This window comes from Clostridium sp. TW13, assembly GCF_024345225.1.
Classification (GTDB): Bacteria; Bacillota; Clostridia; order Clostridiales; family Clostridiaceae; genus Inconstantimicrobium; species Inconstantimicrobium mannanitabidum.
Window position 1 is genome coordinate 4,458,544 of record NZ_BROD01000001.1, and the last position, 24,846, is coordinate 4,483,389.

General features: G+C 31.1%; 24 protein-coding genes. 21 read left to right on the forward strand and 3 right to left on the reverse strand.

The window, feature by feature from the left end; all coding sequences use genetic code 11:
- The 15 genes from rplQ to OCU47_RS20960 all read left to right on the forward strand — a co-directional run bounded on the left by rplQ (nucleotide 1) and on the right by OCU47_RS20960 (nucleotide 15,568).
- Nucleotides 1-342, forward strand: a complete 342-nt coding sequence (gene rplQ / locus OCU47_RS20890) for a 50S ribosomal protein L17 (protein WP_261830487.1) — start codon at nucleotides 1-3, stop codon at nucleotides 340-342.
- Nucleotides 343-530: 188 nt separating this feature from the next.
- Nucleotides 531-1,373: an energy-coupling factor transporter ATPase gene (locus OCU47_RS20895; protein ID WP_261830488.1), complete on the forward strand. Its 843-nt coding sequence runs from the start codon at nucleotides 531-533 to the stop codon at nucleotides 1,371-1,373.
- Complete coding sequence (locus tag OCU47_RS20900; protein ID WP_261830489.1) at nucleotides 1,358-2,212, forward strand: energy-coupling factor transporter ATPase; 855 nt, start codon at nucleotides 1,358-1,360, stop codon at nucleotides 2,210-2,212. Before OCU47_RS20895 ends, OCU47_RS20900 begins: the two co-directional genes overlap by 16 nt.
- A 15-nt stretch (nucleotides 2,213-2,227) precedes the next feature.
- Entirely contained in the window at nucleotides 2,228-3,037 is an 810-nt protein-coding gene (locus OCU47_RS20905; RefSeq protein ID WP_261830490.1) for an energy-coupling factor transporter transmembrane component T family protein, read from the forward strand.
- A gap of 20 nt (nucleotides 3,038-3,057) precedes the next feature.
- On the forward strand, nucleotides 3,058-3,795 hold the full coding sequence (gene truA, locus OCU47_RS20910; protein ID WP_261830491.1) for a tRNA pseudouridine(38-40) synthase TruA: 738 nt from the start codon (nucleotides 3,058-3,060) through the stop codon (nucleotides 3,793-3,795).
- Between the two features lie 158 nt (nucleotides 3,796-3,953).
- Nucleotides 3,954-4,388 (forward strand): 50S ribosomal protein L13, encoded by a 435-nt coding sequence (gene rplM / locus OCU47_RS20915; protein WP_261830492.1) that lies wholly within the window; start codon nucleotides 3,954-3,956, stop codon nucleotides 4,386-4,388.
- Nucleotides 4,389-4,416: 28 nt separating this feature from the next.
- Entirely contained in the window at nucleotides 4,417-4,809 is a 393-nt protein-coding gene (gene rpsI, locus OCU47_RS20920) for a 30S ribosomal protein S9 (protein WP_261830493.1), read from the forward strand.
- 194 nt (nucleotides 4,810-5,003) lie between these two features.
- Complete coding sequence (locus OCU47_RS21805) at nucleotides 5,004-5,981, forward strand: Ig-like domain-containing protein (RefSeq protein ID WP_309297461.1); 978 nt, start codon at nucleotides 5,004-5,006, stop codon at nucleotides 5,979-5,981.
- Nucleotides 5,982-6,252: 271 nt separating this feature from the next.
- Nucleotides 6,253-7,503 carry a C40 family peptidase gene (locus tag OCU47_RS20930; RefSeq protein WP_261830494.1) on the forward strand — a complete coding sequence of 417 codons (1,251 nt, stop codon included), beginning with the start codon at nucleotides 6,253-6,255 and terminating at the stop codon, nucleotides 7,501-7,503.
- 310 nt (nucleotides 7,504-7,813) lie between these two features.
- A complete protein-coding gene (locus OCU47_RS20935; protein WP_261830495.1) occupies nucleotides 7,814-9,424 on the forward strand; it encodes a DUF975 family protein in 1,611 nt (536 codons plus the stop codon).
- Nucleotides 9,425-9,847: 423 nt separating this feature from the next.
- Nucleotides 9,848-10,405, forward strand: a complete 558-nt coding sequence (locus OCU47_RS20940; protein WP_261830496.1) for a TetR-like C-terminal domain-containing protein — start codon at nucleotides 9,848-9,850, stop codon at nucleotides 10,403-10,405.
- A 146-nt stretch (nucleotides 10,406-10,551) separates the two neighbouring features.
- The gene (locus tag OCU47_RS20945; RefSeq protein ID WP_261830497.1) at nucleotides 10,552-12,321 is read left to right on the forward strand and encodes an oleate hydratase; all 1,770 of its coding nucleotides are present in this window, start codon (nucleotides 10,552-10,554) and stop codon (nucleotides 12,319-12,321) included.
- Nucleotides 12,322-12,604: 283 nt separating this feature from the next.
- On the forward strand, nucleotides 12,605-13,624 hold the full coding sequence (locus tag OCU47_RS20950; RefSeq protein WP_261830498.1) for a phosphotransferase: 1,020 nt from the start codon (nucleotides 12,605-12,607) through the stop codon (nucleotides 13,622-13,624).
- A 14-nt stretch (nucleotides 13,625-13,638) separates the two neighbouring features.
- Nucleotides 13,639-14,100, forward strand: coding sequence for a GNAT family N-acetyltransferase (locus OCU47_RS20955; protein ID WP_261830499.1), 462 nt, complete (start codon nucleotides 13,639-13,641; stop codon nucleotides 14,098-14,100).
- Between the two features lie 121 nt (nucleotides 14,101-14,221).
- Nucleotides 14,222-15,568, forward strand: a complete 1,347-nt coding sequence (locus OCU47_RS20960) for a helix-turn-helix domain-containing protein (protein ID WP_261830500.1) — start codon at nucleotides 14,222-14,224, stop codon at nucleotides 15,566-15,568.
- A gap of 95 nt (nucleotides 15,569-15,663) precedes the next feature.
- Here OCU47_RS20960 and OCU47_RS20965 read toward each other — a convergent pair whose 3' ends face one another.
- Entirely contained in the window at nucleotides 15,664-15,870 is a 207-nt protein-coding gene (locus tag OCU47_RS20965) for a hypothetical protein (RefSeq protein WP_261830501.1), read from the reverse strand.
- Between the two features lie 552 nt (nucleotides 15,871-16,422).
- On the opposite strand from OCU47_RS20965, the gene cwlD reads away from it, so the two are divergent.
- Complete coding sequence (gene cwlD, locus OCU47_RS20970; protein ID WP_261830502.1) at nucleotides 16,423-17,130, forward strand: N-acetylmuramoyl-L-alanine amidase CwlD; 708 nt, start codon at nucleotides 16,423-16,425, stop codon at nucleotides 17,128-17,130.
- A gap of 156 nt (nucleotides 17,131-17,286) precedes the next feature.
- Here the strand turns inward: cwlD and OCU47_RS20975 are convergent, their stop codons facing one another.
- The gene (locus OCU47_RS20975; protein WP_261830503.1) at nucleotides 17,287-18,069 is read right to left on the reverse strand and encodes a DUF3048 C-terminal domain-containing protein; all 783 of its coding nucleotides are present in this window, start codon (nucleotides 18,067-18,069) and stop codon (nucleotides 17,287-17,289) included.
- Nucleotides 18,070-18,208: 139 nt separating this feature from the next.
- Here OCU47_RS20975 and OCU47_RS20980 point away from each other — a divergent pair, with 139 nt between their 5' ends.
- Both OCU47_RS20980 and OCU47_RS20985 read left to right on the forward strand, forming a co-directional pair.
- Complete coding sequence (locus tag OCU47_RS20980) at nucleotides 18,209-19,051, forward strand: fumarate hydratase (RefSeq protein ID WP_261830504.1); 843 nt, start codon at nucleotides 18,209-18,211, stop codon at nucleotides 19,049-19,051.
- A gap of 15 nt (nucleotides 19,052-19,066) precedes the next feature.
- The gene (locus OCU47_RS20985) at nucleotides 19,067-19,630 is read left to right on the forward strand and encodes a Fe-S-containing hydro-lyase (protein ID WP_261830505.1); all 564 of its coding nucleotides are present in this window, start codon (nucleotides 19,067-19,069) and stop codon (nucleotides 19,628-19,630) included.
- 429 nt (nucleotides 19,631-20,059) lie between these two features.
- Here the strand turns inward: OCU47_RS20985 and OCU47_RS20990 are convergent, their stop codons facing one another.
- On the reverse strand, nucleotides 20,060-20,917 hold the full coding sequence (locus OCU47_RS20990; RefSeq protein WP_261830506.1) for a YitT family protein: 858 nt from the start codon (nucleotides 20,915-20,917) through the stop codon (nucleotides 20,060-20,062).
- A gap of 421 nt (nucleotides 20,918-21,338) precedes the next feature.
- Here OCU47_RS20990 and OCU47_RS20995 point away from each other — a divergent pair, with 421 nt between their 5' ends.
- From OCU47_RS20995 to OCU47_RS21005, 3 genes are all read left to right on the forward strand, one after another.
- Nucleotides 21,339-22,037, forward strand: a complete 699-nt coding sequence (locus tag OCU47_RS20995; protein WP_309297462.1) for a tetratricopeptide repeat protein — start codon at nucleotides 21,339-21,341, stop codon at nucleotides 22,035-22,037.
- Nucleotides 22,038-22,198: 161 nt separating this feature from the next.
- Complete coding sequence (locus tag OCU47_RS21000) at nucleotides 22,199-22,885, forward strand: response regulator transcription factor (protein ID WP_261830507.1); 687 nt, start codon at nucleotides 22,199-22,201, stop codon at nucleotides 22,883-22,885.
- Nucleotides 22,863-24,824 carry a sensor histidine kinase gene (locus OCU47_RS21005; RefSeq protein ID WP_261830508.1) on the forward strand — a complete coding sequence of 654 codons (1,962 nt, stop codon included), beginning with the start codon at nucleotides 22,863-22,865 and terminating at the stop codon, nucleotides 24,822-24,824. Before OCU47_RS21000 ends, OCU47_RS21005 begins: the two co-directional genes overlap by 23 nt.
- Nucleotides 24,825-24,846 lie beyond the last annotated feature (22 nt).

The window sequence follows — 24,846 nt, forward strand, 5'->3', positions numbered from 1 at the left end:
ATGGCAGGAACTCGTAAGTTAGGTCGTCCAACAGACCAAAGAAAGGCTATGCTAAGAAATCTTGTAACAAGTTTATTAAAGCATGGTAAAATAGAAACAACAGAGACTAGAGCTAAAGAAGCAAGATGTCTTGCTGAAAAGATGATTACTCTTGGAAAAAGAGGAGATCTTCACGCTAGAAGACAAGTATTATCTTTTGTTACAGAAGAAGAAGTTGTTAAAAACTTATTCGATAACATAGCTCCAAAGTATGCTGAAAGAAACGGTGGATACACTAGAATGCTTAAAGTTGGCCAAAGAAGAGGCGACGCAGCAGAAGTAGTTATATTAGAATTAGTATAATTTAAGTTTTTTAAGAGGGATTAAGTGTTGCTTAATCCCTATTTTAATATACTTAATTTTGATAAGCAGACATATGAGTATTATAATTGATAAGTATATGGGGATATTTTCTTATATAATAAAAGAATTGATTATTGTATAAGAAAATATATAATAAAAATAATAATATTATTTTGGAGGATAACTGAATGGATAATGAAATGATTAACTGTGTTGATTTGATGCATAAATATGTAGATAACGAAGGTAATGAAAAATTAGCGGTTAATGGAGTAAGTTTATCCGTTAAAAAAGGAGAATTTCTTGTAGTTTTAGGTCATAATGGATCAGGAAAATCTACCATAGCAAAACATATGAATGTGCTACTGTTACCTTCTGGTGGAAAAGTGTATGTTTCAGGAATGGACACCGAAGTAGAAGAGAACATGTGGGAAATACGTAAGAATGTAGGAATGGTATTTCAAAATCCAGATAATCAATTAGTTGCAACAATAGTTGAAGAGGATGTAGCTTTTGGCCCTGAAAATATAGGTATACCTCCAGTAGAAATAAGAAAAAGAGTTGATGAAAGTCTAAAGAAGGTTGGCATGTATGAATATAGAAAACATGCACCACATCTATTATCTGGTGGACAGAAACAAAGAATTGCTATAGCAGGTATTTTAGCAATGAGTCCTAAATGTATAGTTTTAGATGAACCTACAGCTATGTTAGATCCTTCAGGTAGGAGAGAAGTACTAAAAACTATTAAACAAATTAACAAAGAAAATGGAATTACTATTGTGTTGATAACTCATTATATGGATGAAGCTGTTCAAGGAGATAGGGTAGTAGTTATGGATCAAGGTAAGATTGCGCTTGAGGGTACTCCTAGAGAAGTTTTTCCAAAGGTTAAAATGATGAAAGAAATAGGTTTAGATGTGCCTCAAGTTACAGAACTTGCTTATGAGTTAAATAAAGAAGGTATAAACATAAATACAGATATATTAAGTATAGAGGAGATGGTGGATGCGCTATGTCAATTAAAGTAGAAAATTTAGTTCATGTTTATATGCCAAAGTCTCCTTTTGAAAAGGTAGCTTTAGATAACATAAATTTAGAAATAGAAGATGGCCAATTTGTAGCACTTATTGGTCATACAGGGTCTGGAAAATCCACATTGATTCAGCATTTTAATGGATTACTGAAACCAAGTTCAGGCTCTATAATTGTAGACGGCAAGGATATCACTGAAAAAGGTGTGAAGTTAACTGATATTAGAAAAAAAGTAGGGTTAGTTTTTCAATATCCAGAGTATCAATTATTTGAAGAAACAATAGAAAAAGATATACAATATGGACCTAGAAACTTAGGGTTAAATGATGAAGAAATCAGCATAAGAACTAAGAGAGCCATGGAGATGGTTGGACTAGAGTATGACTTATATAAAGATAAATCACCATTTGAGTTAAGTGGTGGGCAAAAGAGAAGAGTAGCTATAGCTGGTGTTGTAGCAATGGAGCCTAAAATATTAATTCTAGATGAGCCTACAGCAGGGTTAGATCCTAAAGGTAGGGATGAAATTTTACTTCAAATTAAGAAACTTCATAAAGAATACAATATGACAACTATATTGGTAAGTCATAGCATGGAGGATGTAGCAAAGCTTGCTGATAGAGTAATTGTTATGAATAAAGGTAAGGTTGCATTGGATGGAGCACCAAAGCAAGTATTTAAAGAAATTGAAACTTTAGAGAATATAGGTCTTGCAGTTCCTCAGGTTACTTATCTAGGGGAAGAACTTAGAAAAAGAGGTTTTGATATTAAGGAAGATATAATTACTGTAGAAGAGGCAAAAGAAGCAATAATGAAGGCTTTAAAACCTCAGTAAAAAGGAGAAGATAGTATGTTAAAGGAGATTACATTAGGACAATATATACCAGGTAATTCATTTGTCCATAGGCTAGATCCGAGAACTAAGATATTAAGTTCCCTACTGTTTATAGTCTCTTTGTTTATTATAAATAAGTATGTTGGATACATAGCTGTATTAATTTATTTATTTTTGGCTATATTTAACTCAAAAGTTCATCCTAGATTTTTATATAATGGATTAAAACCTGTGTTTATATTAATTGTATTAACAGCAGCACTTAATGTATTTATGATCAAAGGAACACCTAATGAAAGACTTGTTGACTGGGGATATTTCAGCATATACAAATCTGGTGTAGATACAGCTGTATTTATGACTCTAAGATTGATTTTACTGATACTTGGAACATCCTTGTTGACCTTAACAACATCACCAATAGAATTAACAGATGGTATAGAAAGTTTATTAAATCCATTTAAAAAGATAGGTGTTCCTGCACATGAATTGGCGATGATGATGACAATAGCTCTTAGATTTATCCCAACATTGATGGATGAAACAGATAAAATTATGAAGGCTCAGCAAGCAAGAGGGGCTGATTTTGAATCAGGTAATGTAATTCAAAAGGCTAAGAATCTGATACCGTTACTTGTTCCACTATTTATTAGTTCTTTTAGACGTGCTGATGAACTTGCTATGGCTATGGAAGCAAGATGCTACAGAGGTGGAGCAGGTAGAACAAGAATGAAGGTATTAAAGTATGATACTATAGATTACATAGCGTACTTATCAATCTTCATGTTATTAGCAGTTGGACTTTTTGTAAGATTTGCTTTGTAATAAAATAATAGGTGATGCAGTTGAGAAATATAAAAATTACAATAGAGTACGATGGAACAAATTATTGTGGGTGGCAGAAACAAGTTAAAGAAGTCACTATACAGCAGAAAATAGAAGAAGCAATTAAACTCATTACAGGTGAAACTGTTGATGTAATTGGCAGTTCTAGAACAGACTCAGGAGTACATGCAAGAGAGTTTGTAGCAAACTTCTATATAGGGGATAGGGTTCCACTACATAAGATAAGAGGGGCACTGAACAGCAAGCTTCCAGAGGATATAGTAGTATTGACAGCAGAAGAGGTTGATGAGGAATTTCATGCGAGATACTGTTCAAAGGGAAAAACTTATTCTTATACTATATTAAATAGATATATGCCTTCAGCTATAGAGAGAAATACAGTGTATCATGTGAAGTATGAGCTTAACGTACAAAGAATGAGGGAAGCCTGTAAGTATTTTATAGGTACTCATGATTTTGCTGCATTTAAAAGCCCTGGGAGTTCAGTAAAAACCTCAGTAAGGACTATTACTGAACTTCGAATAGAGGAGCAAGAGGGAAATCATATAAAAATATTTATTTCTGCTGATGGTTTTCTCTATAATATGGTAAGAATAATAGTAGGCACACTTATATTAGTTGGAAATGGTAAACTGAATCCCGAGCAAATTCAACAAATAATTGAATTAAAAGATAGAACTAAATCTGGTAAATGCGTGCCAGCATCAGGTCTTTGCTTAGAAAAAGTTTTTTATTAAAAAAGTTTGTAAATATGTTGACACGCCCGTAAGCGTGTATTATAATAATAAATGTTGTTGAATTATGTGTATAAGGTTCACATATTAGAATCTTGACATAAAGAGCGAAAGTAAAATATAAAGATTTGAATCTTTAAGAAATTTAGGGAGGGAAACAGATGAAATCATACATTGCAAAACCACAAGAAGTTGAAAGAAAATGGTATGTTGTAGATGCAGCTGGTAAGCCACTAGGAAGAGTTGCTAGTCAAGTTGCTTCAATATTAAGAGGAAAGAACAAACCAACATTTACACCAAATGTTGACTGTGGAGATTTCGTTATAGTTATTAATGCTGAAAAGGTACTTTTAACTGGAAAGAAATTAGATCAAAAGTTCATGAGAAAGCACAGTTTATATCCAGGCGGATTAAAGGAAACTCCATATAGAGAAGTTCTTGATAAGAAGCCAGAATTCGCTTTTGAAGAAGCAGTAAGAAGAATGCTTCCAAAGGGAGTTTTAGGAAGACAAATGCTTACAAAGCTAAAAGTTAACAGAGGTGCAGAACACAATCACGCAGCTCAAAATCCAGAAGTACTTGAATTAAAGTACTAATAAACCGTACGCGGGAGGAGGAATTGAAATGGCAAAGGTTCAATACATGGCAACTGGAAGAAGAAAGAAATCTGTTGCAAGAGTAAGACTAGTACCTGGTGAAGGTAAAGTTGTAATAAATAAGAGAGATTCAGAAACATATTTTGGTTTAGAAACTTTAAGAGTTATATTAAACCAACCATTAGTTCTTACAGGAACTAAGGAAAAATATGATGTATTAGTAAATGTTCATGGTGGTGGACTTACAGGTCAAGCTGGAGCTATCAGACATGGTATAACAAGAGCACTTGTTAAATCAGATGAAACATTAAAGCCAGAATTAAAGAAGGCTGGATTCTTAACTAGAGATCCAAGAATGAAGGAAAGAAAGAAATACGGTCTTAAGAAGGCAAGAAGAGCACCACAATTCTCAAAGAGATAGTTTGTTCTTCAATACAAATCCCACAAACTCAGTGTTTGTGGGATTTCTTTTTGTATAAAAACTTATGAAAACAGTGGATTTTTTATTTATAACTAGCACATAACTAGCACACAACTAACAAATTTTAAATCAATTCTATAGCTTTTCTAAGCTCTTCTATATCTTTATGAGTGTAAATTTTTTCGGTAGTAGCAATGTTATTAATAATTACATGTTTTGGAGGAACTCAGAATGTAAGAGCAGCTAGTACAACTACAATTGGGCAGAGGCTGCTACAACCAGAAGATGGATGGAGAAGGTATGATGATACTAATACAAATATAAAGTATACAGGATCTATAATGCAACATGTATCACCGGCAGATGGTTATTATAATAATACAAGAAGCTATGTAGGTGGAGATAATTGTGAAGTCTCATTCAAGTTTTATGGGACCAAGTTTAGAATAATTGCTCATAAAAATTCTGAAGAAGCTAGAGGGGCTAATGTAAAAGTGTCTATAGATAATAGTATTGTAGAAGAATATAGCAGAGTATCATCATATACGACTCAAGTCTTGTTGTATGAAAAGGCAAATTTATCTCTTGGTGAGCATACTGTTAAATTATCAAGTGGTGCTCTTAATGGAACACCATATTGTACAGTAGATGTAGACGCAATAGATATAGATAAAGACGGCCAATTAGTACCAGACAATGCATCAATAGTGTTAGATAATTCATCTATAGAGCTATTACCAGGAGATTCACAAAAACTAAAAGCAACAACAACTCCAGAAGGATTACCTGTTGAATGGTCAGTAGATAATGGTGCAATAGCAACTGTCGATCAAGAAGGTAATGTAACAGCAGTAAATGACGGAACAGCAACTGTAACAGCAAAGATAAAAGGAACAGATATTAAAACTACATGTGTAGTTAATGTTAAAAAGAAAGAAACAGATACAGGACATGCTATTTTAAGCATATCCTTAGACAATGGAAATACTAAAGAATATGATGTGACAATGGACAAGGTTAATGATTTTATAAAATGGTATAATGCCAGAGATAAGGATAAGAGCACTAATTCTCCAACATATACATTTGATAAAAACATAAATCCATATAAGTCAGTTAAAGAGTCTATAGTACATGATAAGATAGAATCTTATGAGGTAAGACAATATTAGAATATAGATGTTTGGTTCTTTAATACAAATCCCACAAACCCAGTGTTTGTAGGATTTCTTTTTATATAAAAATTTATGAAAATAGTATTTAAAATTTCATTTCTATGAGTATTTTCTATCACAAATATACTAATTAAATTAGTTCTAATATATAGGTAAAAACCTATATTTATACAAATAATATATTTTTTTAAAGAATGTAGAAGGAATTTGGAGTGAAATGTAGAAATTACTATTGAAAACATAAAATAGGAACTGGAGATGGTCAATAATGAAAAAAATCAAGACACTTATTTTAAGCACAATTGTTGCTGGTATTATTGCTGCTGTTCCGCAGGTTTCAGCTAAAGCTGATGTTAATAATATTAACAGAGTTGCAGTAATAGAGAATGGAGTTGCATATGTTAAAGAAGGAGATCTTGGTGCACAATGGCATCAAGTAGCTAGTGGAGTTCAACAGATATCTCTAAGTGGCAACCGTATTGGAGTAGTAGAAAATGGAGTTGCTTATGTTAAAGAAGGAGACATTGGTGCAGAATGGCATCAATTAGCTAGTGGAGTTCAACAGCTAGTACTAGAAGGCAACCGTATTGGAGTTATAGAAAATGGCACTGCATATGTTAAAGAAGGTTCACTTGCTGGAGACTGGCATCAATTAGCTAGTGGAGTTCAACAAATTTCTCTAAGTGGTAATCGTGTTGGAGTTATAGAAGGTGGAACGGCATATGCTAAAGAAGGAGATCTTAGTGCAGACTGGCATCAATTGGCTAGTGGAGTTCAACAACTTGTATTAGAAGGAAATCGTGTTGGAGTAGTAGAAAATGGTGTTGCATATGTTAAAGAAGGTTCTTTTGGAGCTGAATGGCATCAATTAGCTAGCGGAGTTCAACAAATTTCATTAAGTGGTAATCGTGTTGGAGTTATAGAAAGTGGAACTGCTTATGCTAAAGAGGGAGATCTTAGTGCAGACTGGCATCAATTAGGTAGCGGTGTAAAACAAATTGTTTTAAGTGGTAATCGTGTTGGAGTTTTAGAATATACAACTGCATATGTTAAAGAAGGGTCTTTTGGGGCAGGATGGTCTTCACAAGCTTCTGGAGTTAGTCAAATTGCATTGTTTAGTGAACAAGAACAAACACCAACTAAATCTAAAGGACAAGCCATAGTAGATGAAGCTAGAAAATATATAGGAGTTCCATATGTAAGTGGAGGAACAAACCCAAGTGGTTTTGATTGTTCTGGACTTGTACAATATGTTTATAATAAATTAGGCATTTCAGTACTTAGAACAAGTCAAGACCAATATTTCGATAGTAATGCAATATCTGTAGATCGATCCAATCTTCAACCTGGAGATTTAGTTTTCTATAATTGGGGAGAAGGTAATAAAAATGGTCCAGGACATGTAGCTATATATTCAGGTAATGGATATATAATAGAGGCTCCTCGTCCAAATTTGAAGGTTCAAGAAGTTCCAATGTATTCAACCGGATATGTTGGTGCAAAAAGAGTAATTCATTAATTGCTTCATGCTAAATATTTTTAAGGAATCATTCCTAAAGAGATATGAATAAGTAAAGACCTTCACAAACCTAGTGTTTGTGGAGGTTTTATAATTAAAAATAGAATTACGTTATGGAAAGCATTTAATATTTTACTCACGCATATATATAAGAACATGCTTTGGGATTTAGGACATTTAGTTAGTGTAAATTGTACATATTGATTATGAAATTCATAATAGATATGTTTTAGTATATTTTTATAGTTGAAAGAGTAAATCTTGTTCTGTATTGTATCTAAATGCCTTATGAAGAGGGAGTTTGAAATATATGTGGGATAGAAAAGAACTTAAATCACATGCACGAGTGAGCATGAGGTATAATTATTGGCGTTGCGTGATTATTGCAGCTATTTTATTATTTTGTATAGCTGATTTTACGTTTACTAAGTTTAATATTGTATCTTCTACCATAGAAGTTGCCAAAACAATTAATAAGGATAATTGGAGTTATAAGCAGGGTTTTGTTGGATTGCAGTTTAAAGGAAAATCCAATACCGAAATTATTAATAATTTTATTCATGGTATAACAGGGGAAGAACCTAAGATGCAAAAAAGATATGAGGGTGTTTTAGGTTCTTTTATAAATAATATCAACGCATCAGATTCAGTACTATTTGGCATTTTAAATACTTTTAATCAGTTTGCTTTTGATGATTCTTTAAGTGCAGGAGTGATAATTTTACTTGGTGTTATCCTATCTATTCTTGCAATAATTTTTGTGAAAAATTTAATAGTAGTTGGTGGATGTAGATTCTATATGGAAAACCATGCATATTACAGTACTGACCTTGTAAGAATTTTCATGCCTTTCCGTGTTAAGAAAATAAGAAAACAAGTTGTAACTATGTTGATGAGGTCAATATATCAATTTTTATGGTGGTTTACTATAGTTGGTGGATTTATTAAGATGTATAGTTATCGGCTAGTTCCCTATATCGTAGCAGAAAATCCTGATGTGGATTATAAAACAGCAATTAATTTATCTTCAAGAATGATGAAGGGACAAAAGTGGAATGCATTTTTACTTGATCTTAGTTTTTTAGGATGGAGGGTTGGAGGATATTTATCTGGGGGCTTATTAGATATTTTTATAGGCAATCCTTATAAATCAAGTACTAATGTTGAACTTTATTTTGAACTTAGAAAAGAAGCATTGACAGCAGGAATAGAGGATAGCAGTGTATTGAATGATAAATATTTAGAACCAGAGAGCGATTCTGAGGTTGCAACAGGTATAGGTGCTGATTATGTAGATGAGTATTTTACTATTCCTGTTTACTTTAAAAGAATGACTTATATGGGGGCAGTCAGAAAGTATACTGTACTTTCGTATGTATTAATGTTTTATGTTTTTGCATTTGGAGGTTGGATATGGGAGGTATCATTTTTCTTATTTATGGATGGGAAATTTGTTAAAAGAGGAACTATGTTTGGTCCATGGCTGCCCATTTATGGATTTGGGGGAATAATTGCTTTAATATGTTTGCACAGGTTTGTAAAGAAGCCATGGTTTGTATTTTTTTGTTCTTTCGTTTTATCGGGAATTATAGAATATAGTACAGCTTGGTATCTTTGGGAGACGAAGAAAATGAAGTGGTGGGATTATACAAACGAGTTCATGAATTTAAATGGACGTATTTGCTTAGAGGGATTACTTTTGTTTTCAGTAGGCTGTATGCTTATTATTTATTATATTGCACCTCATTTGGATGATTTATTGAAGAGGATTAATTATAAGGTAAGAGTGATAATTGCCATCATATTGCTTATTATATCAACTATAGACTGGGTATACTCTCAAAGTCATCCTAATACAGGTGAGGGGATTACAACTTCCACATTAACTGTGCTCAGTTTACAAATGGGCAAGCAAATCTAATCATTTTTGATAGAAGTCTATATATTTTATTAATTTAATCATAAAATCAAATCTCTGCAACCATAGAGTTTGTGGAGATTTTGTTTGGTAATTGTTGTTTAGTGATGTTCAATCCATATATTGAGCTATTTACTGTTACACTAGGTCAACAGAATTTTATATCAGTAGAAACTATTTTCATAGGAACCAAAATATTCGTCACATATAAAAATTTTTGTTTATTTCAGCGGGTCTAATTCTAGGTTATTATTGCAAGGTTACTTTAAGCTTATATTTAAGTAGGAAATCTAGCTTGGACAAAAATATTTAAATTATTTATAATATAAGATGTGGGTGGAATTAATACAAATTAATCTTATTATAGACAAATAATTGTATTAATTTTAAATAAAAGATGTATAGAAGTTATGAGGAGAGGTAATTATGTCACAAACAACAAAAAAAGCATTAGCAACATCACTAAAAAAATTATCCATGGATAGACCGCTTGATAAGATTACAGTTGTTGATATTGTAGAAGATTGTGAAGTGAATAGACAGACATTTTATTATCACTTTAATGATATTTATGATCTTGTTGAATGGGTTTATCTTAGTGAGGCAACTAAGGCTTTGGGAGATAAAAAGACCTATGATACTTGGCAGCAAGGATTTCTTCAGCTATTTGAATATGTTCTTAATAACAAAGCTTTTGTAAATAATACATATCATTCAGTTAGCAGAGAACATTTGGAGAGATATTTATATAATGAGAGTTATAATCTATTAATAGATGTAGTTGAAGAGCAGGCAGCTGGCATACCAGTTCGTGAAGAGGATAAAAAATTTATTGCAGATTTTTATAAGTATGCGTTTGTTGGTTTGATGGTTGATTGGATACGAACAGGCATGAAAGTAAATCCTGAAGATATCATCAGCAAGTTGGATACACTTATTCATGGACAGATTAATAGTGCTATTGAAAAATTTAGAACAGATTAAAATTTATACATATTAGTGGATTTGTATAAATTTTATACAGATATGGTGGAGTGTTGAAAAATCAGACACTCCACTTTTATTGTCTATTTTTAGGTGAGAATAAGGGATATATAATGAGGTTACAAAGTAAATTTGGAGGTGGAATTATGTATTATAGTAATGGTAATTATGAAGCATTTGCACGCCCTTTAAAGCCTGAAAATGTGGACAAGAAATCAGCATATTTAGTAGGAGCAGGTCTTGGATCTCTTGCAGCAGCGTGCTTTTTAGTACGTGATGGTCAAATGAAAGGTGAAAGAATTCATATTCTTGAAGAGTTAGGCCTTCCAGGGGGAGCCTGTGATGGTATAAATGATAGTCAAAGAGGATTTATTATCCGTGGTGGACGTGAAATGGAGAATCATTTCGAGTGCCTTTGGGATTTATTTAGATCAATTCCATCACTTGAGGTAGAAGATGCTTCAGTGTTAGATGAATATTATTGGCTTAACAAAAAAGATCCAAACTATTCTTTAATGAGAGCAACAGTAAATCGTGGTGAAGATGCTCACACTGACAAGAAGTTTACATTAAGCGATAAAGCATCTTTAGAAATCATTCACCTATTCTTTACTAAGGATGAGGATTTATATGATAAAAAGATTTCAGATGTATTCTCAGAAGATTTCTATAAATCAAACTTCTGGCTTTACTGGCGTACAATGTTTGCCTTTGAAGATTGGCATAGTGCATTAGAAATGAAGTTATACATTCAAAGATTTATACATCATATTGGAGGACTACCTGACTTTACAGCATTGAAGTTCACAAAATATAACCAATATGAATCATTAATTCTTCCTATGGTAAAATACTTAGAGGCTCATGGTGTTAAATTTCATTATAATACAGTTGTAACTAACGTTGTTTTTGATATTACTAAAGACAAGAAGGTTGCAAAGCAAATTCAATGTATTCATGAGGGAAAAGAAGAAAATATAGATTTAATTGAAGATGATTTAGTATTTGTTACAAATGGTAGCTGTACTGAAAATTCTACAGTTGGTGATAATGATCACCCAGCTATATTCAATAATTCTGTGGGTGGTTGCTGGCAACTTTGGAAGAACATTGCGGCTCAAGATCCTTCATTTGGACATCCAGAAAAGTTCTGTGGAGATACAAAGGCTACAAACTGGGAATCAGCAACAGTTACAACTTTGGATAACAGAATACCTCCATACATCGAAAAGATTTGTAAGAGAGATCCATTCAGTGGAAAGGTTGTTACAGGAGGAATCATAACAGTAAAAGATTCTAAATGGTTAATGAGTTATACATTAAATAGACAACCTCATTTTAAAGAACAACCAAAGGATCAACTTGTAGTTTGGGTTTATGGTTTATTTACAGATGTTCCTGGAGATTATATTAAAAAGCCAATGAAGGAATGTACAGGTACTGAAATTACAGAAGAATGGTTATATCATTTAGGAGTTCCTGAAGCAGAAATTCATGACATGGCTGTTAACTCTGCACGTTGCATCCCTTGTATGATGCCTTATGTTACTGCATTCTTTATGCCAAGAACAGAAGGGGACAGACCTAAGGTTGTACCAGAAGGTTGCGTAAACTTTGCATTTTTAGGACAATTTGCTGATACTGCTCGTGATACAGTATTTACAACAGAGTATTCTGTAAGAACTGCAATGGAAGCTGTATACACTTTACTTAATGTTGACCGTGGTGTACCAGAAGTATTTGGTTCTTGCTATGATGTCCGTGTATTACTTGATTCTACTTCAAAAATGATGGATGGTAAGAAGCTAGCTGATGTTAAATTACCTTTGGAAGCTAACTTAGCTAAAAAGAAGGTTATGAAGAAGGTTTCTGGCACTGTTATTGAAGACTTATTAAAGAGATATAATCTTATTTAGTAATATATATAAGTTCTAAATAAGATTCTACATTGATAATCAATGCAGTATATTTATTAGAACATATGTTATTTAGATTTAATTGATCGTCAAACTCTTATTAGGGTTTGGCGATTTTTTTGTGAAATATTTTATAGTAGAAAGATATTTTCTATATTAAGGAGAAGCGTTATTTTTATTGTAGTAAAGTTAGCTATTAGATTATAATGGAATATAGGGCAAATATAGGATTAGAAATATTCGGAATTATATTTATATACAAAAGGGGAATTGAAGAAGTATTATGGCACAATTAAAGTATAATATTCAATTAGAAAAGTTATGTGAAGCTATGGAACTAGGAGAGTTATCTTCTGAGCCTAAAATTATTACAGGTGGATTATTGCATAAAATGTATGCTATAGAGACTACAAAAGGTAGGTTTGCAGTAAAAGCACTTAATCCACAAATTATGAGTAGAAAGAATGTGATGAAAAATAAAATTAATTCAGAAAAAATAGCTAATCTTTTAGCAGAGAGAATTCCAGCTCTATCTGCAATAAAAATAGATGGGTGTGTTGTGCAATGTGTTGATGCCCAATATTATATGATTTTTCCTTGGGTTGAAGGCGTATCCTTAGGAGCAGATGAAATTAATAAAGAGCACTGCAATATTATTGGAGACATCTTGGGCAAGATACATACCATGGATTTATCTAAATTGAACATCAACAAGGATGAAGTTGTAGATGAAGAGCTTATTAATTGGAACTATTATTTACAACAAGGGCAAAAAAAGAATTTAAGTTGGGTTAATTGTATTAATGATAATATAGAAAATTTATGCTTATGGAATAAACAAGCTCTAGAGTCTGATAAAGTTCTTAGCATGTATAGACTCCTTAGTCATAGAGATTTAGATTCCAAAAATGTATTGTGGAATAGTGGTAAACCAATTATTATTGATTGGGAGTCTGCTGGGTATGTAAATCCTATGCAGGAACTTATAGAAGTATTAATGTATTGGTCAGAGGATTCAAAAGGGTGTTTAGATAAAGAAAGATTTATAGCATTACTTAATGGATACAAGAAGGTTAAAGATATTAAGGATGTTGAGTGGAAAGTTGTGTTGAACAGCGGATACCTTGGAAAATTAGAATGGCTTCAGTATAGTTTAAAACGTTCATTAGGTATTGAATGCACAGATAAAGAAGAGCAACAATTAGGGACAAATCAAGTTTTTGGAACAGTTGATAGTTTAATTAATTATTCTAGATTGTTACCAATGATTGAAGAATGGCTTGATTTAAAGAATATTAATTGATTATGGAGGGGAAAATGTTAGAATTTTTAAAAGTTAATGTTGAAGATTTAGAGGAATACATGAAAGTAAAGATAGATGCTTTTTCAGAGGATGTGCGAGTATATGGATTTGGACCAACAGGATATGATGAAATGGATAAATTGAGAGAAGCAATTAAAAAGTTCCCAATATATAAAATGGTTTTAGATGGGAAAATTGTAGGTGGCATGTCTTGTTTTAATCAAGGCAATGGGGAATTTTGGTTAGGAGGAATATATATCGATTCAGCTCATCAGAATATGGGAATAGGAGCAAAGGCAATTAGATTTTTAGAGCAGGAATTTCATGAAGCAAAAGTATGGAGATTAGACACTCCTTATAAAAATTATCGTAATCATCATTTCTATGAAAAAATGGGATATGTAAAAATTGGAGAAACAGAACCTAGAAAAGACAAGGGTGGATTTTATTTGTATTTATATGAGAAGAAAATGTAAGTTTATATGATGATAATGATATATATGCTACTAACATATAACAGATTTAGAGAAAAAGTCGGGTTGTTAAAAATATATAAATCTATAATATAGTTATCTTAAGATTAAAGGAGTACTTCGTATGAATTATTATGAACGGATACAAAAGGCAATAAACTACATTGAAGAAAATTTAGAAGAAAAGATTACAATAAAGGAAGTGGCAAGAGAAGCATTTATGTCTGAATCAAATTTCTATCGTATGTTTTTAGCTATGGTTGGTTATTCAGTTAAAGAATATATTAGATTACGTAGGATTGATGAAGCAACACATGATTTAAGGTGTGAGGAAATGAGAGTTATTGATGTTGCTGTGAAATACGCCTATGATAGTGTGGATGCTTTTTCACGAGCTTTCAAGAGTGCAACTGGTTTTTTGCCAAGTTCCTTTCATAATTCAAAACATGAATTTAATTTTGAAAGGATAGATATTATGGAAAAGAATTTTGAAACTCAAAACTCAAAGCATATGGAGGAGTATCCAGATATTAAGGTATTAAAAAACTTAGACCCTATGAAGGTTGCATATTATTGTTATTATGGAGAAAATCCAGAGGATCATGCTTTTGGAGTTATAAAAGAATGGCTTAATAAGAATAAAATAGATGTGAATAAATCTGGGTGCCGTATATTTGGTTACAATAATCCAAATCCTTCATCACCAGGGCAGAAGGAATATGGTTATGAGGTTTGTATAACAATTGATGATAGTCTTGTTGTAGAGGATGAGAAGGTAAAAACAAAAAATTTGGATGGTGGTTTATATGCTGTTATAGGAATAAAAAGAAGTGAAGATATTGGTTTGGAAATCATGAAGGGCTGGCAAAGGTTTAATAAATGGATGAAGGGCAGCAAATATGTTTATGGTGGACATCAATGGTTAGAAGAACATCTTGGCTTTTCTGAAGATGGTGAGCATATAGGTGGCGTGGATTTATATATGCCAATTGCTGAAAAGAAAGAATTTAATACTGCCAAAGAATTTGAAAATGTAGATTCAATGTATGTAGCTTCTTATACAGTTACAGGCAGGAATGCAGAGGAGAGAGCAAGAAAATATTTTTTTGACTGGTCAAAGAAACAGAATTTATTTGATGATGGAGTTAAGCATAGATTTTTTGCTTATTATAATTTTGAGAAAATAGGGCATAAGGATTTCTTCTATACAATTAATGTAACAGTAGATAAGGAATTTATAACAAAGGATGAGAATGTAAAATTAGATCAATTTCAAGGTGGTTATTATGCCACAATAAAATCTAAATATAAATACAACATACAAGCATGGGGAGAGTTTATGGACTGGGTAGCAAAGAATGAAGAGTATACATTTGGAGACTACTGGTTCTTTGAAGAATATTTAATTGATGAGCCAGGTATTGATTTAGATACAGATATGATTTTGCATATGCCAGTAAAACAAAAGTAGATAAAGTAATTCTACTTAATTTTAAAGGGAGTTCATATAAGAAACTCCCTTTTTAAACAGTGTAATGTTATAGATACGAGGTTATAATTAATCTATTATAGCAACTCTTTTAATTCAAGACATTTTTTATACATAGGATCAAATTCACAACCACAATTGCCACACTCTCTGTCAGCCTGTTCCACAGCTTTGATTAAATCTTCTTTTGATCCGTTACCATCAAGGTATGCCTTTGAAGGAATAGCAATTAAATCCCAACCAGATTCAGCGAATTTTTTTAAAATTACTTTTAATTCATCCATAATAAATCTCCTTTAAATTTTATAGTGAAAGCATCAATGTTTAATAAGTAACTAAATATTTTTAAGTTGTGTTATATTATAAAAGCTTATTTACTCCATTATATAAATTTATGAAATTTAATTCAAGTATTTAACATTAATACATGATATTTGAGCTATATCTTTAAAATTCATGAAGAAAGGTTCTATTTAAAATATGTTATAATTAATTGATAAAGTAAGATTAAGTATATGTGTGAATAAATTACATAGTCTGTTTACTGTACTTTCGATTGATGAGAAATACTATTTGGAACTTAAATATAAACCAAATATCATTGCACTTATTTGTGTATTACCTACGATAAATAATACAAGTAGCTTTAAAAAGGATAAATAGAAAAGAATAGTGTGATTAAGAAATAAATTTATAGGTTATGAGAGAATGGTGAATAAAGTTAAGGGGCTCTAGAAGGAAAAGAGACTAAAGTAATGGAGAATAGAACTTTAACATGCATAAAAAAAATAAAAACGCACATGCTAGAAAAAGATATTTGCTTGGAGGAATTTTATATGAATAAGATAAAAAGAATAGCAATAGCTTTTTTTAGTTTGTTTTTTTTAGCAACCAATATTATGGGCACTGAGGTTTTTGCAACAGAAGATGTAACCTCAGGTCAGTACATTATACTTATAGATCCTGGCCATGGTGGGATAGATGGCGGAGCTGTAAGTAAAACTGGAACTTTGGAGAAGGATATAAACTTGCAAATCTCCTTAAAGCTTAAAGAAAAATTACAAAATCAAAAGTATAAGATATTTATGACAAGAGAAGCTGATGAAGGATTATATGATAAAGGGAGAACTGTAAGAGAGAAAAAGGTTCAAGATTTAAATAAGAGAGTTAAAATGAAAGAGGAAACAGGATGTAATATCTTTATCAGCATACATCAAAATATGTTTCCACAAGCTAAGTATAAAGGATCACAAGTATGGTATGCTTCTAATGAGGATAGCAAGTTGTTAGCAGAAATAACTCAAGAAAGTTTACAGACAAATGTTGATCAAACCAACAAAAGACAGTGCAAGCCAGCAGGAAATATGTATAAAATACTAAGAAATGATGATAAATGTTCTTCTATAATAGTGGAATGTGGATTTATGTCAAATTATGAAGAAGAGCAGCTTTTAAAAAATGATGCTTATCAACAGAAAATTGTAGATGCTATAGTAAAGGCTGTAGATAAGTATGCAGAAACCAAAAATTTAAAGAAAAATTGATATTTCCTGGGGAATATCAATTTTTCTTGTCAAGTTAGTAGCTATTATAGCTGCTAATTTTTTATAAGGAGAAGCTTGAGTTTGTTTGGAATACCTTGTGTGAAATTTCTATTAAATTTCATCTATAATATGTGGCTAGTTTATATAAACTAGCTCTTATTTATTTGCAAATGTATAACTAATATTTTTAGGGAGAAGTATCCAGTAAGTTTTTCCTTTTAGGAATGTAGCTGGAGAGTTATTTTCAAAAATAAAGTTTTTACCATCCCAAAGGAAATTTTGGCGTTTCCCATTGCTAAATAAGGTTGCTTTAAAACTATTCTTATAGAAGCAGTCGAGAGTTGAATCATTATCTAAATATTGAACGACTACATTGGAATATTTCACATCATCATTTGATAGAGAGAACTTATCTAATGTAGTACCAGCAAACTTTTTATAGTAGCCATTATCATAAGTAAAACTAGTTACATTATCATCATTATAGTATATATATATTGTACCATTATCTAAAGTCATGCTAGTTTCCTTGAAACTTAGATCATCTATAAAGTTAATTTTAGGAAAGGCAGTAGTATTTATTTTGCTTAAGCTAGAAATACCATCTTTTACTTTAATGGTTTTATTAAAAACATAAGCACTATAATCAATTGCAGTTGTTTGTGAGTTGTATTGTTCCATGATTATATCTGCAGATTCTACATAAGGCAACTTATTAAATTCATGGCAGTCATAGTCTATTTTAGATAGTATTGGATTAGCGTTAGAAACATTAAAAGGTTCTCCAGTGATTGGAGAAACATTAATAGCATTGTTAGGAATTCTATGGGAATTTTTATTTTGATGAATTATATATATATCATAAAATATTAGTCCAAGTAGGATAACTATAAGAATGTAGGTGACTATTTTGATGAACTTGATTGAGGTTTTATTCATTACACTCTCCTTGAAAAATATTACTTATTAAATTATTATGTTGTTTAAAATAAATTATGATTAACTTTTGAATTAAGTAAAGACTGAAAAATTAAAAAAGTATATAATGATATTAGAATAAAAAATTGGGGGGAGTAGGATGAAAAATATTCATGTTTCGAAGATAATAGAGAGCGTAAAGGATTGTTGTATTAAGGCTAATTACTATCTAACAGAGGATGTAAAGCAAAAAATAATTTCTGCGAAAGAACAAGAAAAATATCCATTAGCTAAAGAAGTTTTAGGGGACATAGAGGAAAACTTTAAAATAGCAGAAAAAGGAGTACTGCCTTTATGCCAAGATACAGGGATGACTTGTGTATTTATAGAAATTGGTCAAGATGTACATATTGAAGGTGGCAGCTTAGAAGCAGCAATTAATGAAGGCGTTAGACAGGGATATGCTGAAGGATATCTTAGAAAATCAGTAGTTGCTGATCCTTTATTTAGAAACAATACTGGTGACAATACACCAGCTATAATTAATTATGAGATTAAGGAAGGAGATAAGCTTAGAATCCTTATAGCTCCAAAGGGCTTTGGATCAGAAAATATGAGTGCAATAAAGATGCTTAAACCTTCTGATGGAGTAGAAGGTGTTAAGGAATTTATCATTAATACAGTTAAGGAAGCAGGACCTAATCCTTGTCCACCAATTATAGTGGGAGTTGGCATTGGCGGAACTTTTGAAAGAGCTGCTTTATTGTCTAAAAAAGCTTTGCTTAGAAACTTAAATGAAAGCAATAGTAATGAATATTATAAAACTTTAGAAGAGGAACTTTTAGAGAAAATAAATTCTCTTGGTATAGGTCCACAAGGCTTTGGGGGAAGACATACTGCATTAAAGGTTAATATAGAAAATTATCCTACTCATATTGCAGGTTTACCTGTGGCTGTAAATATAAGCTGTCACTCATTAAGACATCATGAAATTATATTATAATTGGAGGATTTAGAGATGGTTAAGAAGTTACAAACACCACTAACTGAAGCTAAAACTCAAACATTAAAAGCTGGCGATAAGGTTTTATTAAGTGGATATATATATACAGGTAGAGATGCAGCTCATAAAAGATTAAAAGAGCTATTGGATAAAGGGGAAAGGCTCCCTTTTGATGTGCAGGATGCTACAATTTATTATGTAGGGCCAACTCCAGCTAAAGAAGGTAATGTTATAGGTTCTGCAGGGCCTACAACCAGTTATAGAATGGATGCCTATGCACCAGCCTTAATTGATAAGGGATTAAAGGGAATGATAGGCAAGGGAAAGAGAAATGATGAAGTTATACAAGCTATCATAAGAAATAAAGGTGTGTACTTTGGAGCAATAGGTGGAGCAGCAGCACTAATTGCATCTTGCATTAAAGAATCACAGGTGATAGCTTATGATGATTTAGGGACAGAAGCTGTAAGAAAATTATATGTAGAGGATATGCCTTTGGTTGTGATAATAGATAGCGAAGGTAATAACCTATATGAAATTGGAAAGAAGACATATTTAGAAAGCTTTGTTGATGGATAGTTATCCAATTATTGTAGATAAGAAAAGAAGCGTCAATCCTTAGTGGATTGGACGTTTTTTTTCATGCGTAAAACAGTGGGTACATCTTTAATATTATATTTACATAAATTTAAATATATGTTAATGAGAGGATATGAGTTTTGTAGTTGAAGTGGTTTAAATGACTGTGAAAACAATTCATATATAATGTATGGTTATACATATAGAGTAACCAACTCAATTACCAGTTATGAAAACAATTTATTTGTGTCTAGATATGGTAAGTTAAAGGATTAGGATATGTTGTGTAGTATATAAAAACTTTGAATAATACAAAAACCATGCATACAGAGAGATTCGTCTATTATGCATGGTTTTATTTATGTTGTATTAAATAAATATATGTTTTACTATAGCATACTGCAACTTAGTTTTATGTAGATGCTAGTTTTATAAATTTTTAAAGCCCTTTCCCCTAACTTCTGATACATCTACTACAGTAACAAAAGCCTTTGGATCTATTAAATAAATTGTTCTTTTAAGTTCAATCATTTGTCTAGGAGTGAGTATACAATAAAGCATCTTCTTCTGACAATGAGTGTATTCACCTTCTGCTGCTAAGGAAGTAATACCACGATGAAGATGATTTATTACATAATCAATAACTTCGCCTTCCTTTTCAGTGATTATAAACAATAGGTTTTTATTGCTAAGGCCTTTAATTACTCTATCTATAACAGCACTTTGAACGAACATTGAAATCAAGGTGTATAATGCTCTTGGAAGTCCAAAAAGTACTGCACCAACAGCAACTATAATTAGGTTAAGAATAAACCCAAGCTTTCCTATATTAAAATTAGAATATTTTTTTCTAATCAACATAGTTATTATATCTGTTCCACCAGTGGAACCATTTCTTGAAAAAACAAGTCCATATCCTAGTCCACAGGCAACACCACCATAAATACAATAAAGAAGATTATCATTAATATTTATTACATGTGAAAAAGGTTCTGTGATTAATAAGGATAAAGATAAGGCTACCATGCCAATTGCAGAATATAGTGTAAACTTCTTATTTAATTTAAGATAGCTGACTATAAATAAAGGCAGGTTTATTAAGAAAACAGTGAATCCAGCCTTAAAACCAATTTTGTATTGTAAAATAAGTGCCACACCTGTAGCTCCACCACTAAGAAGTTTAGCATGACTTAAGAATGAGTTAACTCCGATGGAAGCAATAAAAGTGCCTAGTATAATCATAAGGATGTCGATAAAAACGTCTTTTTTTGATTTTAAATAATGCATAATTTTTTCTCCTAAGAAAAATAATTTTAATTAAAAAACATTGATTTTTTCTTCCCTAAACAATTATATACAAATTGAAAAGAAATTAAAATCAAGCTATATGCCGTAATCTCATTTTACAAGTTTTTATTCACTTTCTAATATAGTTTGCTATGTTTTTCGTTATTTTATGTAGAATTTGAAATTTGGTCAATAATATAGTTATGTGGACACTAAATTCAGAATGCATTAGAATTAATATTAAGATCAAGTGAAACTTGATTCAGGTGTGGGGTGTTCACCATCTGAATCTTAGTTGAACTTACACCATCAAGGGGTACCTCGTCTAGGAGCGTGCAGCCGTTATCTCCAACATAAAGAAGTTGGAGTATTACGACTGCTAGTTATCGGATAAATAAGTAAGAAGCAAGGAGAATAAATCATGGGAATAAAGTTACCAGGGACACAAAGAAATAAGACTATATTATTGGTTATTTGTACAATTATTGCTGTTGGAATAATTATAAATGAGGCAATAAAAAATAATAAGGATACTAATGTTGTAGAGCAATCTAAAGTGAAAATAGAGCAACAAACAAAGAATTCAGAAATAAGTGCAAACAAAACAGAGGTTTCTATAGATGAAAAAACTAAAAAACTTGATGAAGAATATAGCAAAGCTTTTGAATTATTTCATTCTAAAAAATATGATGATGCTATAAATATTGCAAATGAGATAATAAAAGAAGACTCTAAAAATTATAAGGCTTATAATATAAGAGGAATTGCAAAAGCTTATAAAAATAGAAATTTGGATGAAGCACTTGCAGATATAGATAAGTCTTTAGAGATAAAAAATGATTATGGATATGCAAGGTTTAATAAAGGGCTAACATATGAACTTCTTGGAAAATATGATGAGGCATTAACTTGGTACAACAAAGATTTAGAAGTTGAAGAATATGTGTGGACATATTATGGAATGGCCAGCATATATGGACGAAGAGGAGATGTTGATAATACAGTGAAGTATCTTAAGATGGCTATAGACAAGGATTCAGATGTAAAAAAAGCTGCTAGAGATGAAGAAGATTTTAATCCTGTTAGGAATAGTGATGCATTTAAGAATTTAGGAATCTAAAAATAAATAACAAGTACAAATATGCGTTGCATATGAACCTATTTGCGTTTAGATGTCGTAGTAAAATAAAACATAAAGAATATTTTAATAAAAACTTAATTTTTAAATTCATCTTTTGTTATTTTTATAAGATATGATTTAACTATGGGGGGGCATAAAGTATGTATTCAATATTAGTTGTAGATGATGAGAAAGAAATTAGAGATGCTATAGAGATATATTTAAGAGGCGAAGGCTATAAAATATTTAAAGCTGGAGATGGCCTAGAAGCATTAGAAATTCTAGAAGAGAATGAGATTCATGTAATGATTCTAGATGTAATGATGCCAAAGCTAGATGGAATAAGAACATGTTTGAAAATTAGAGAAAATAACAATATACCTATAATAATGTTATCAGCAAAAGGTGAAGATGGAGATAAAATATTGGGATTAAATATTGGTGCTGATGATTATATGACCAAGCCTTTTAATTACTTAGAATTAGTTGCAAGGGTTAAATCGCAATTGAGAAGATATAATAAGCCATTAGTTGAAAACAATAATGGGAATGTTATTAACATAAGAGATCTAAGAATATTTACTGATTTAAAGAAGGTAGAAGTTAGAGGTGAGGAAATCAGACTAACGGCTACAGAATTTAAAATTATAGAGTTACTTGCAAAAAATCCTGGCAGAGTTTTTTCTATAGATGATATATATGAGAGGATATGGGGAGAACCACTATATAAGAGTGATAATACAGTAACAGTTCATATAAGAAGGATAAGAGAAAAGATAGAGATAAATACAAAGGAACCTGAATATATAAAGGTGGTGTGGGGGATTGGATATAAAATCGATAAGTAAGAAAAAGCATCTGCTTACAAAGATAAATCTTATTGATTTTGTCTTGATCATTATTATTGCTCTTACAATTTCAAAAAATCTAAACCAAATTAGAGGACTTGTATTTGATTTAAGCCCGATGTTAAATGTTAAAACACAATTCGAAGTATATAAAGAAATTACTTTTTCACCAATAGAAGAATTAAAACAAAAAGAAAGAAATTTTAATTGCAGTAGTTTTCCCAATAGTTTTAAGAGGGGAGAAACAAAGATTAAATCTATATTAGATGATATCGGGTCAATGCAAAAGGAGGAAAGTAAGCTCAAATTAATCAAAGGCTTGCAGGAATCCTATGGAGAGATGCCAGGACTTCTTATTTTTGATAAAACCAATAATATTATTTTTACTAATGAAGGAAATGTGCTTAGTGATATTATAAGAAATTATTTCCCTATATCTGAATCGGAAAATCAGAAAAATATAGAAAGTAATAGACAGAGTATTAAGGAAACAGAATCTACAGATGGAATGAACAACGAAAATTCTCAAAAAAGTAGTAAAAATAATCAGTACATGGATAAAGATTTATTACTTAGTTATTCTAGACAAATTGATAAGAATAAGATGGATAAAATTCTTACTAATTTAACTGGAGTTGGTGATAACTTTGTTGACCAAAACTTAAGCGTTAAGACATCTAATTCTGATTATTATATCATTATGTTTAGGCAAAAAAACTATGAAAATCATAATTTGGAAGGTAGAAAGCAAGTAATATTAAGAGAAACTAAGTCAATTGTGTTTTTAGGTATAGTGTTGTTGATTATACTTATTAAGATAATTTATAACAGTGTAAGATATAAGTTTAAAGGTGTTATAGATCAGATAAGACAGGATTATGTTGTGTCTATAATTCGAAATGCAGTTACTAAATACAGAGCATTATGTAAATACTCAAGAAAGTATAAATATATTTTAAGCATTAATTTACTATTAATTATATTGGATGTGTTCTATATATATTTAGCATTTATAGTTGATTCAGGACAAGTGTTTTTATCAGGAGTCGTTGTAATGATTGCATTGGTTGTTTTCTTTGTAGGGAAATTAATAGGTTTAAATATTGAAACAGCTATTGATGATATTGAGCAGGGGCATTTTGATAGGTTAAAGAGAAGAAGTGGTTTTGGATATAAGGGAATATATCTAAAATTAGCTAATATAAATGAAGGTTATGACAAAGCACTTAATGAAAGTTTAAAAAATGAAAGATTAAAGACAGAGCTTATAACCAATGTTTCTCATGATTTAAAGACTCCTTTAACAAGCATAATAAATTATGTAGATATATTAAAAAGACCTGAAATTACAGAGGAAGAAAGAAAAGAATATTTAGAGATTTTAGATAAAAAAACAAATAGATTGAAAAATTTAATATTTGATTTATTTGAGGTTTCAAAGCTGTCTTCAGGAAAAATAGAATTGAATAAGAGTGAAATTGATATAATAGAATTATTAAATCAATGCTTAGGAGAATGTTCTACGCTTTACAAAGATAAGGATTTGGAAATAAGATTTAATTCAAAGATATCTAAGCTGTTCATGAACGTAGATGGAGAGAAGATGGCTAGGGTATTTGAAAATGTAATAGTAAATGCTTATAAATACTCTTTGGAGAAAACTAGAATATATGTAGATGTGGAAGAACACGATAAATGCTGGCTTATATCCTTTAAGAATATTTCTTGTTATGAGATGAATTTTAGTTCTGAAGATATATTTGAAAGATTTGCAAGAGGAGATAAGGCTAGAAGTTCAAAGATTGAAGGGTCCGGTCTTGGAATGTCAATAGTGAAATCTATAGTTGAGCTTCATGGTGGAAAAATGAAGGTAGAAATAGATGGAGATATGTTTAAGGTATATATTTACCTTAATAAGGAACAACAGATAAATGATTGATAATAATTATTTGTCGACAATT

Coding starts and splice junctions, on each gene's coding strand:
- rplQ (WP_261830487.1), top strand. CDS start 1: ATGGCAGGAACTCGTAAGTTAGGTCGTCCAACAGACCAAAGAAAGGCT.
- OCU47_RS20895 (WP_261830488.1), top strand. CDS start 531: ATGGATAATGAAATGATTAACTGTGTTGATTTGATGCATAAATATGTA.
- OCU47_RS20900 (WP_261830489.1), top strand. CDS start 1,358: ATGTCAATTAAAGTAGAAAATTTAGTTCATGTTTATATGCCAAAGTCT.
- OCU47_RS20905 (WP_261830490.1), top strand. CDS start 2,228: ATGTTAAAGGAGATTACATTAGGACAATATATACCAGGTAATTCATTT.
- rplM (WP_261830492.1), top strand. CDS start 3,954: ATGAAATCATACATTGCAAAACCACAAGAAGTTGAAAGAAAATGGTAT.
- rpsI (WP_261830493.1), top strand. CDS start 4,417: ATGGCAAAGGTTCAATACATGGCAACTGGAAGAAGAAAGAAATCTGTT.
- OCU47_RS21805 (WP_309297461.1), top strand. CDS start 5,004: ATGTTATTAATAATTACATGTTTTGGAGGAACTCAGAATGTAAGAGCA.
- OCU47_RS20930 (WP_261830494.1), top strand. CDS start 6,253: ATGAAAAAAATCAAGACACTTATTTTAAGCACAATTGTTGCTGGTATT.
- OCU47_RS20935 (WP_261830495.1), top strand. CDS start 7,814: ATGTGGGATAGAAAAGAACTTAAATCACATGCACGAGTGAGCATGAGG.
- OCU47_RS20940 (WP_261830496.1), top strand. CDS start 9,848: ATGTCACAAACAACAAAAAAAGCATTAGCAACATCACTAAAAAAATTA.
- OCU47_RS20945 (WP_261830497.1), top strand. CDS start 10,552: ATGTATTATAGTAATGGTAATTATGAAGCATTTGCACGCCCTTTAAAG.
- OCU47_RS20950 (WP_261830498.1), top strand. CDS start 12,605: ATGGCACAATTAAAGTATAATATTCAATTAGAAAAGTTATGTGAAGCT.
- OCU47_RS20955 (WP_261830499.1), top strand. CDS start 13,639: ATGTTAGAATTTTTAAAAGTTAATGTTGAAGATTTAGAGGAATACATG.
- OCU47_RS20960 (WP_261830500.1), top strand. CDS start 14,222: ATGAATTATTATGAACGGATACAAAAGGCAATAAACTACATTGAAGAA.
- OCU47_RS20965 (WP_261830501.1), bottom strand. CDS start 15,870: ATGGATGAATTAAAAGTAATTTTAAAAAAATTCGCTGAATCTGGTTGG.
- cwlD (WP_261830502.1), top strand. CDS start 16,423: ATGAATAAGATAAAAAGAATAGCAATAGCTTTTTTTAGTTTGTTTTTT.
- OCU47_RS20975 (WP_261830503.1), bottom strand. CDS start 18,069: ATGAATAAAACCTCAATCAAGTTCATCAAAATAGTCACCTACATTCTT.
- OCU47_RS20980 (WP_261830504.1), top strand. CDS start 18,209: ATGAAAAATATTCATGTTTCGAAGATAATAGAGAGCGTAAAGGATTGT.
- OCU47_RS20985 (WP_261830505.1), top strand. CDS start 19,067: ATGGTTAAGAAGTTACAAACACCACTAACTGAAGCTAAAACTCAAACA.
- OCU47_RS20990 (WP_261830506.1), bottom strand. CDS start 20,917: ATGCATTATTTAAAATCAAAAAAAGACGTTTTTATCGACATCCTTATG.
- OCU47_RS20995 (WP_309297462.1), top strand. CDS start 21,339: ATGGGAATAAAGTTACCAGGGACACAAAGAAATAAGACTATATTATTG.
- OCU47_RS21000 (WP_261830507.1), top strand. CDS start 22,199: ATGTATTCAATATTAGTTGTAGATGATGAGAAAGAAATTAGAGATGCT.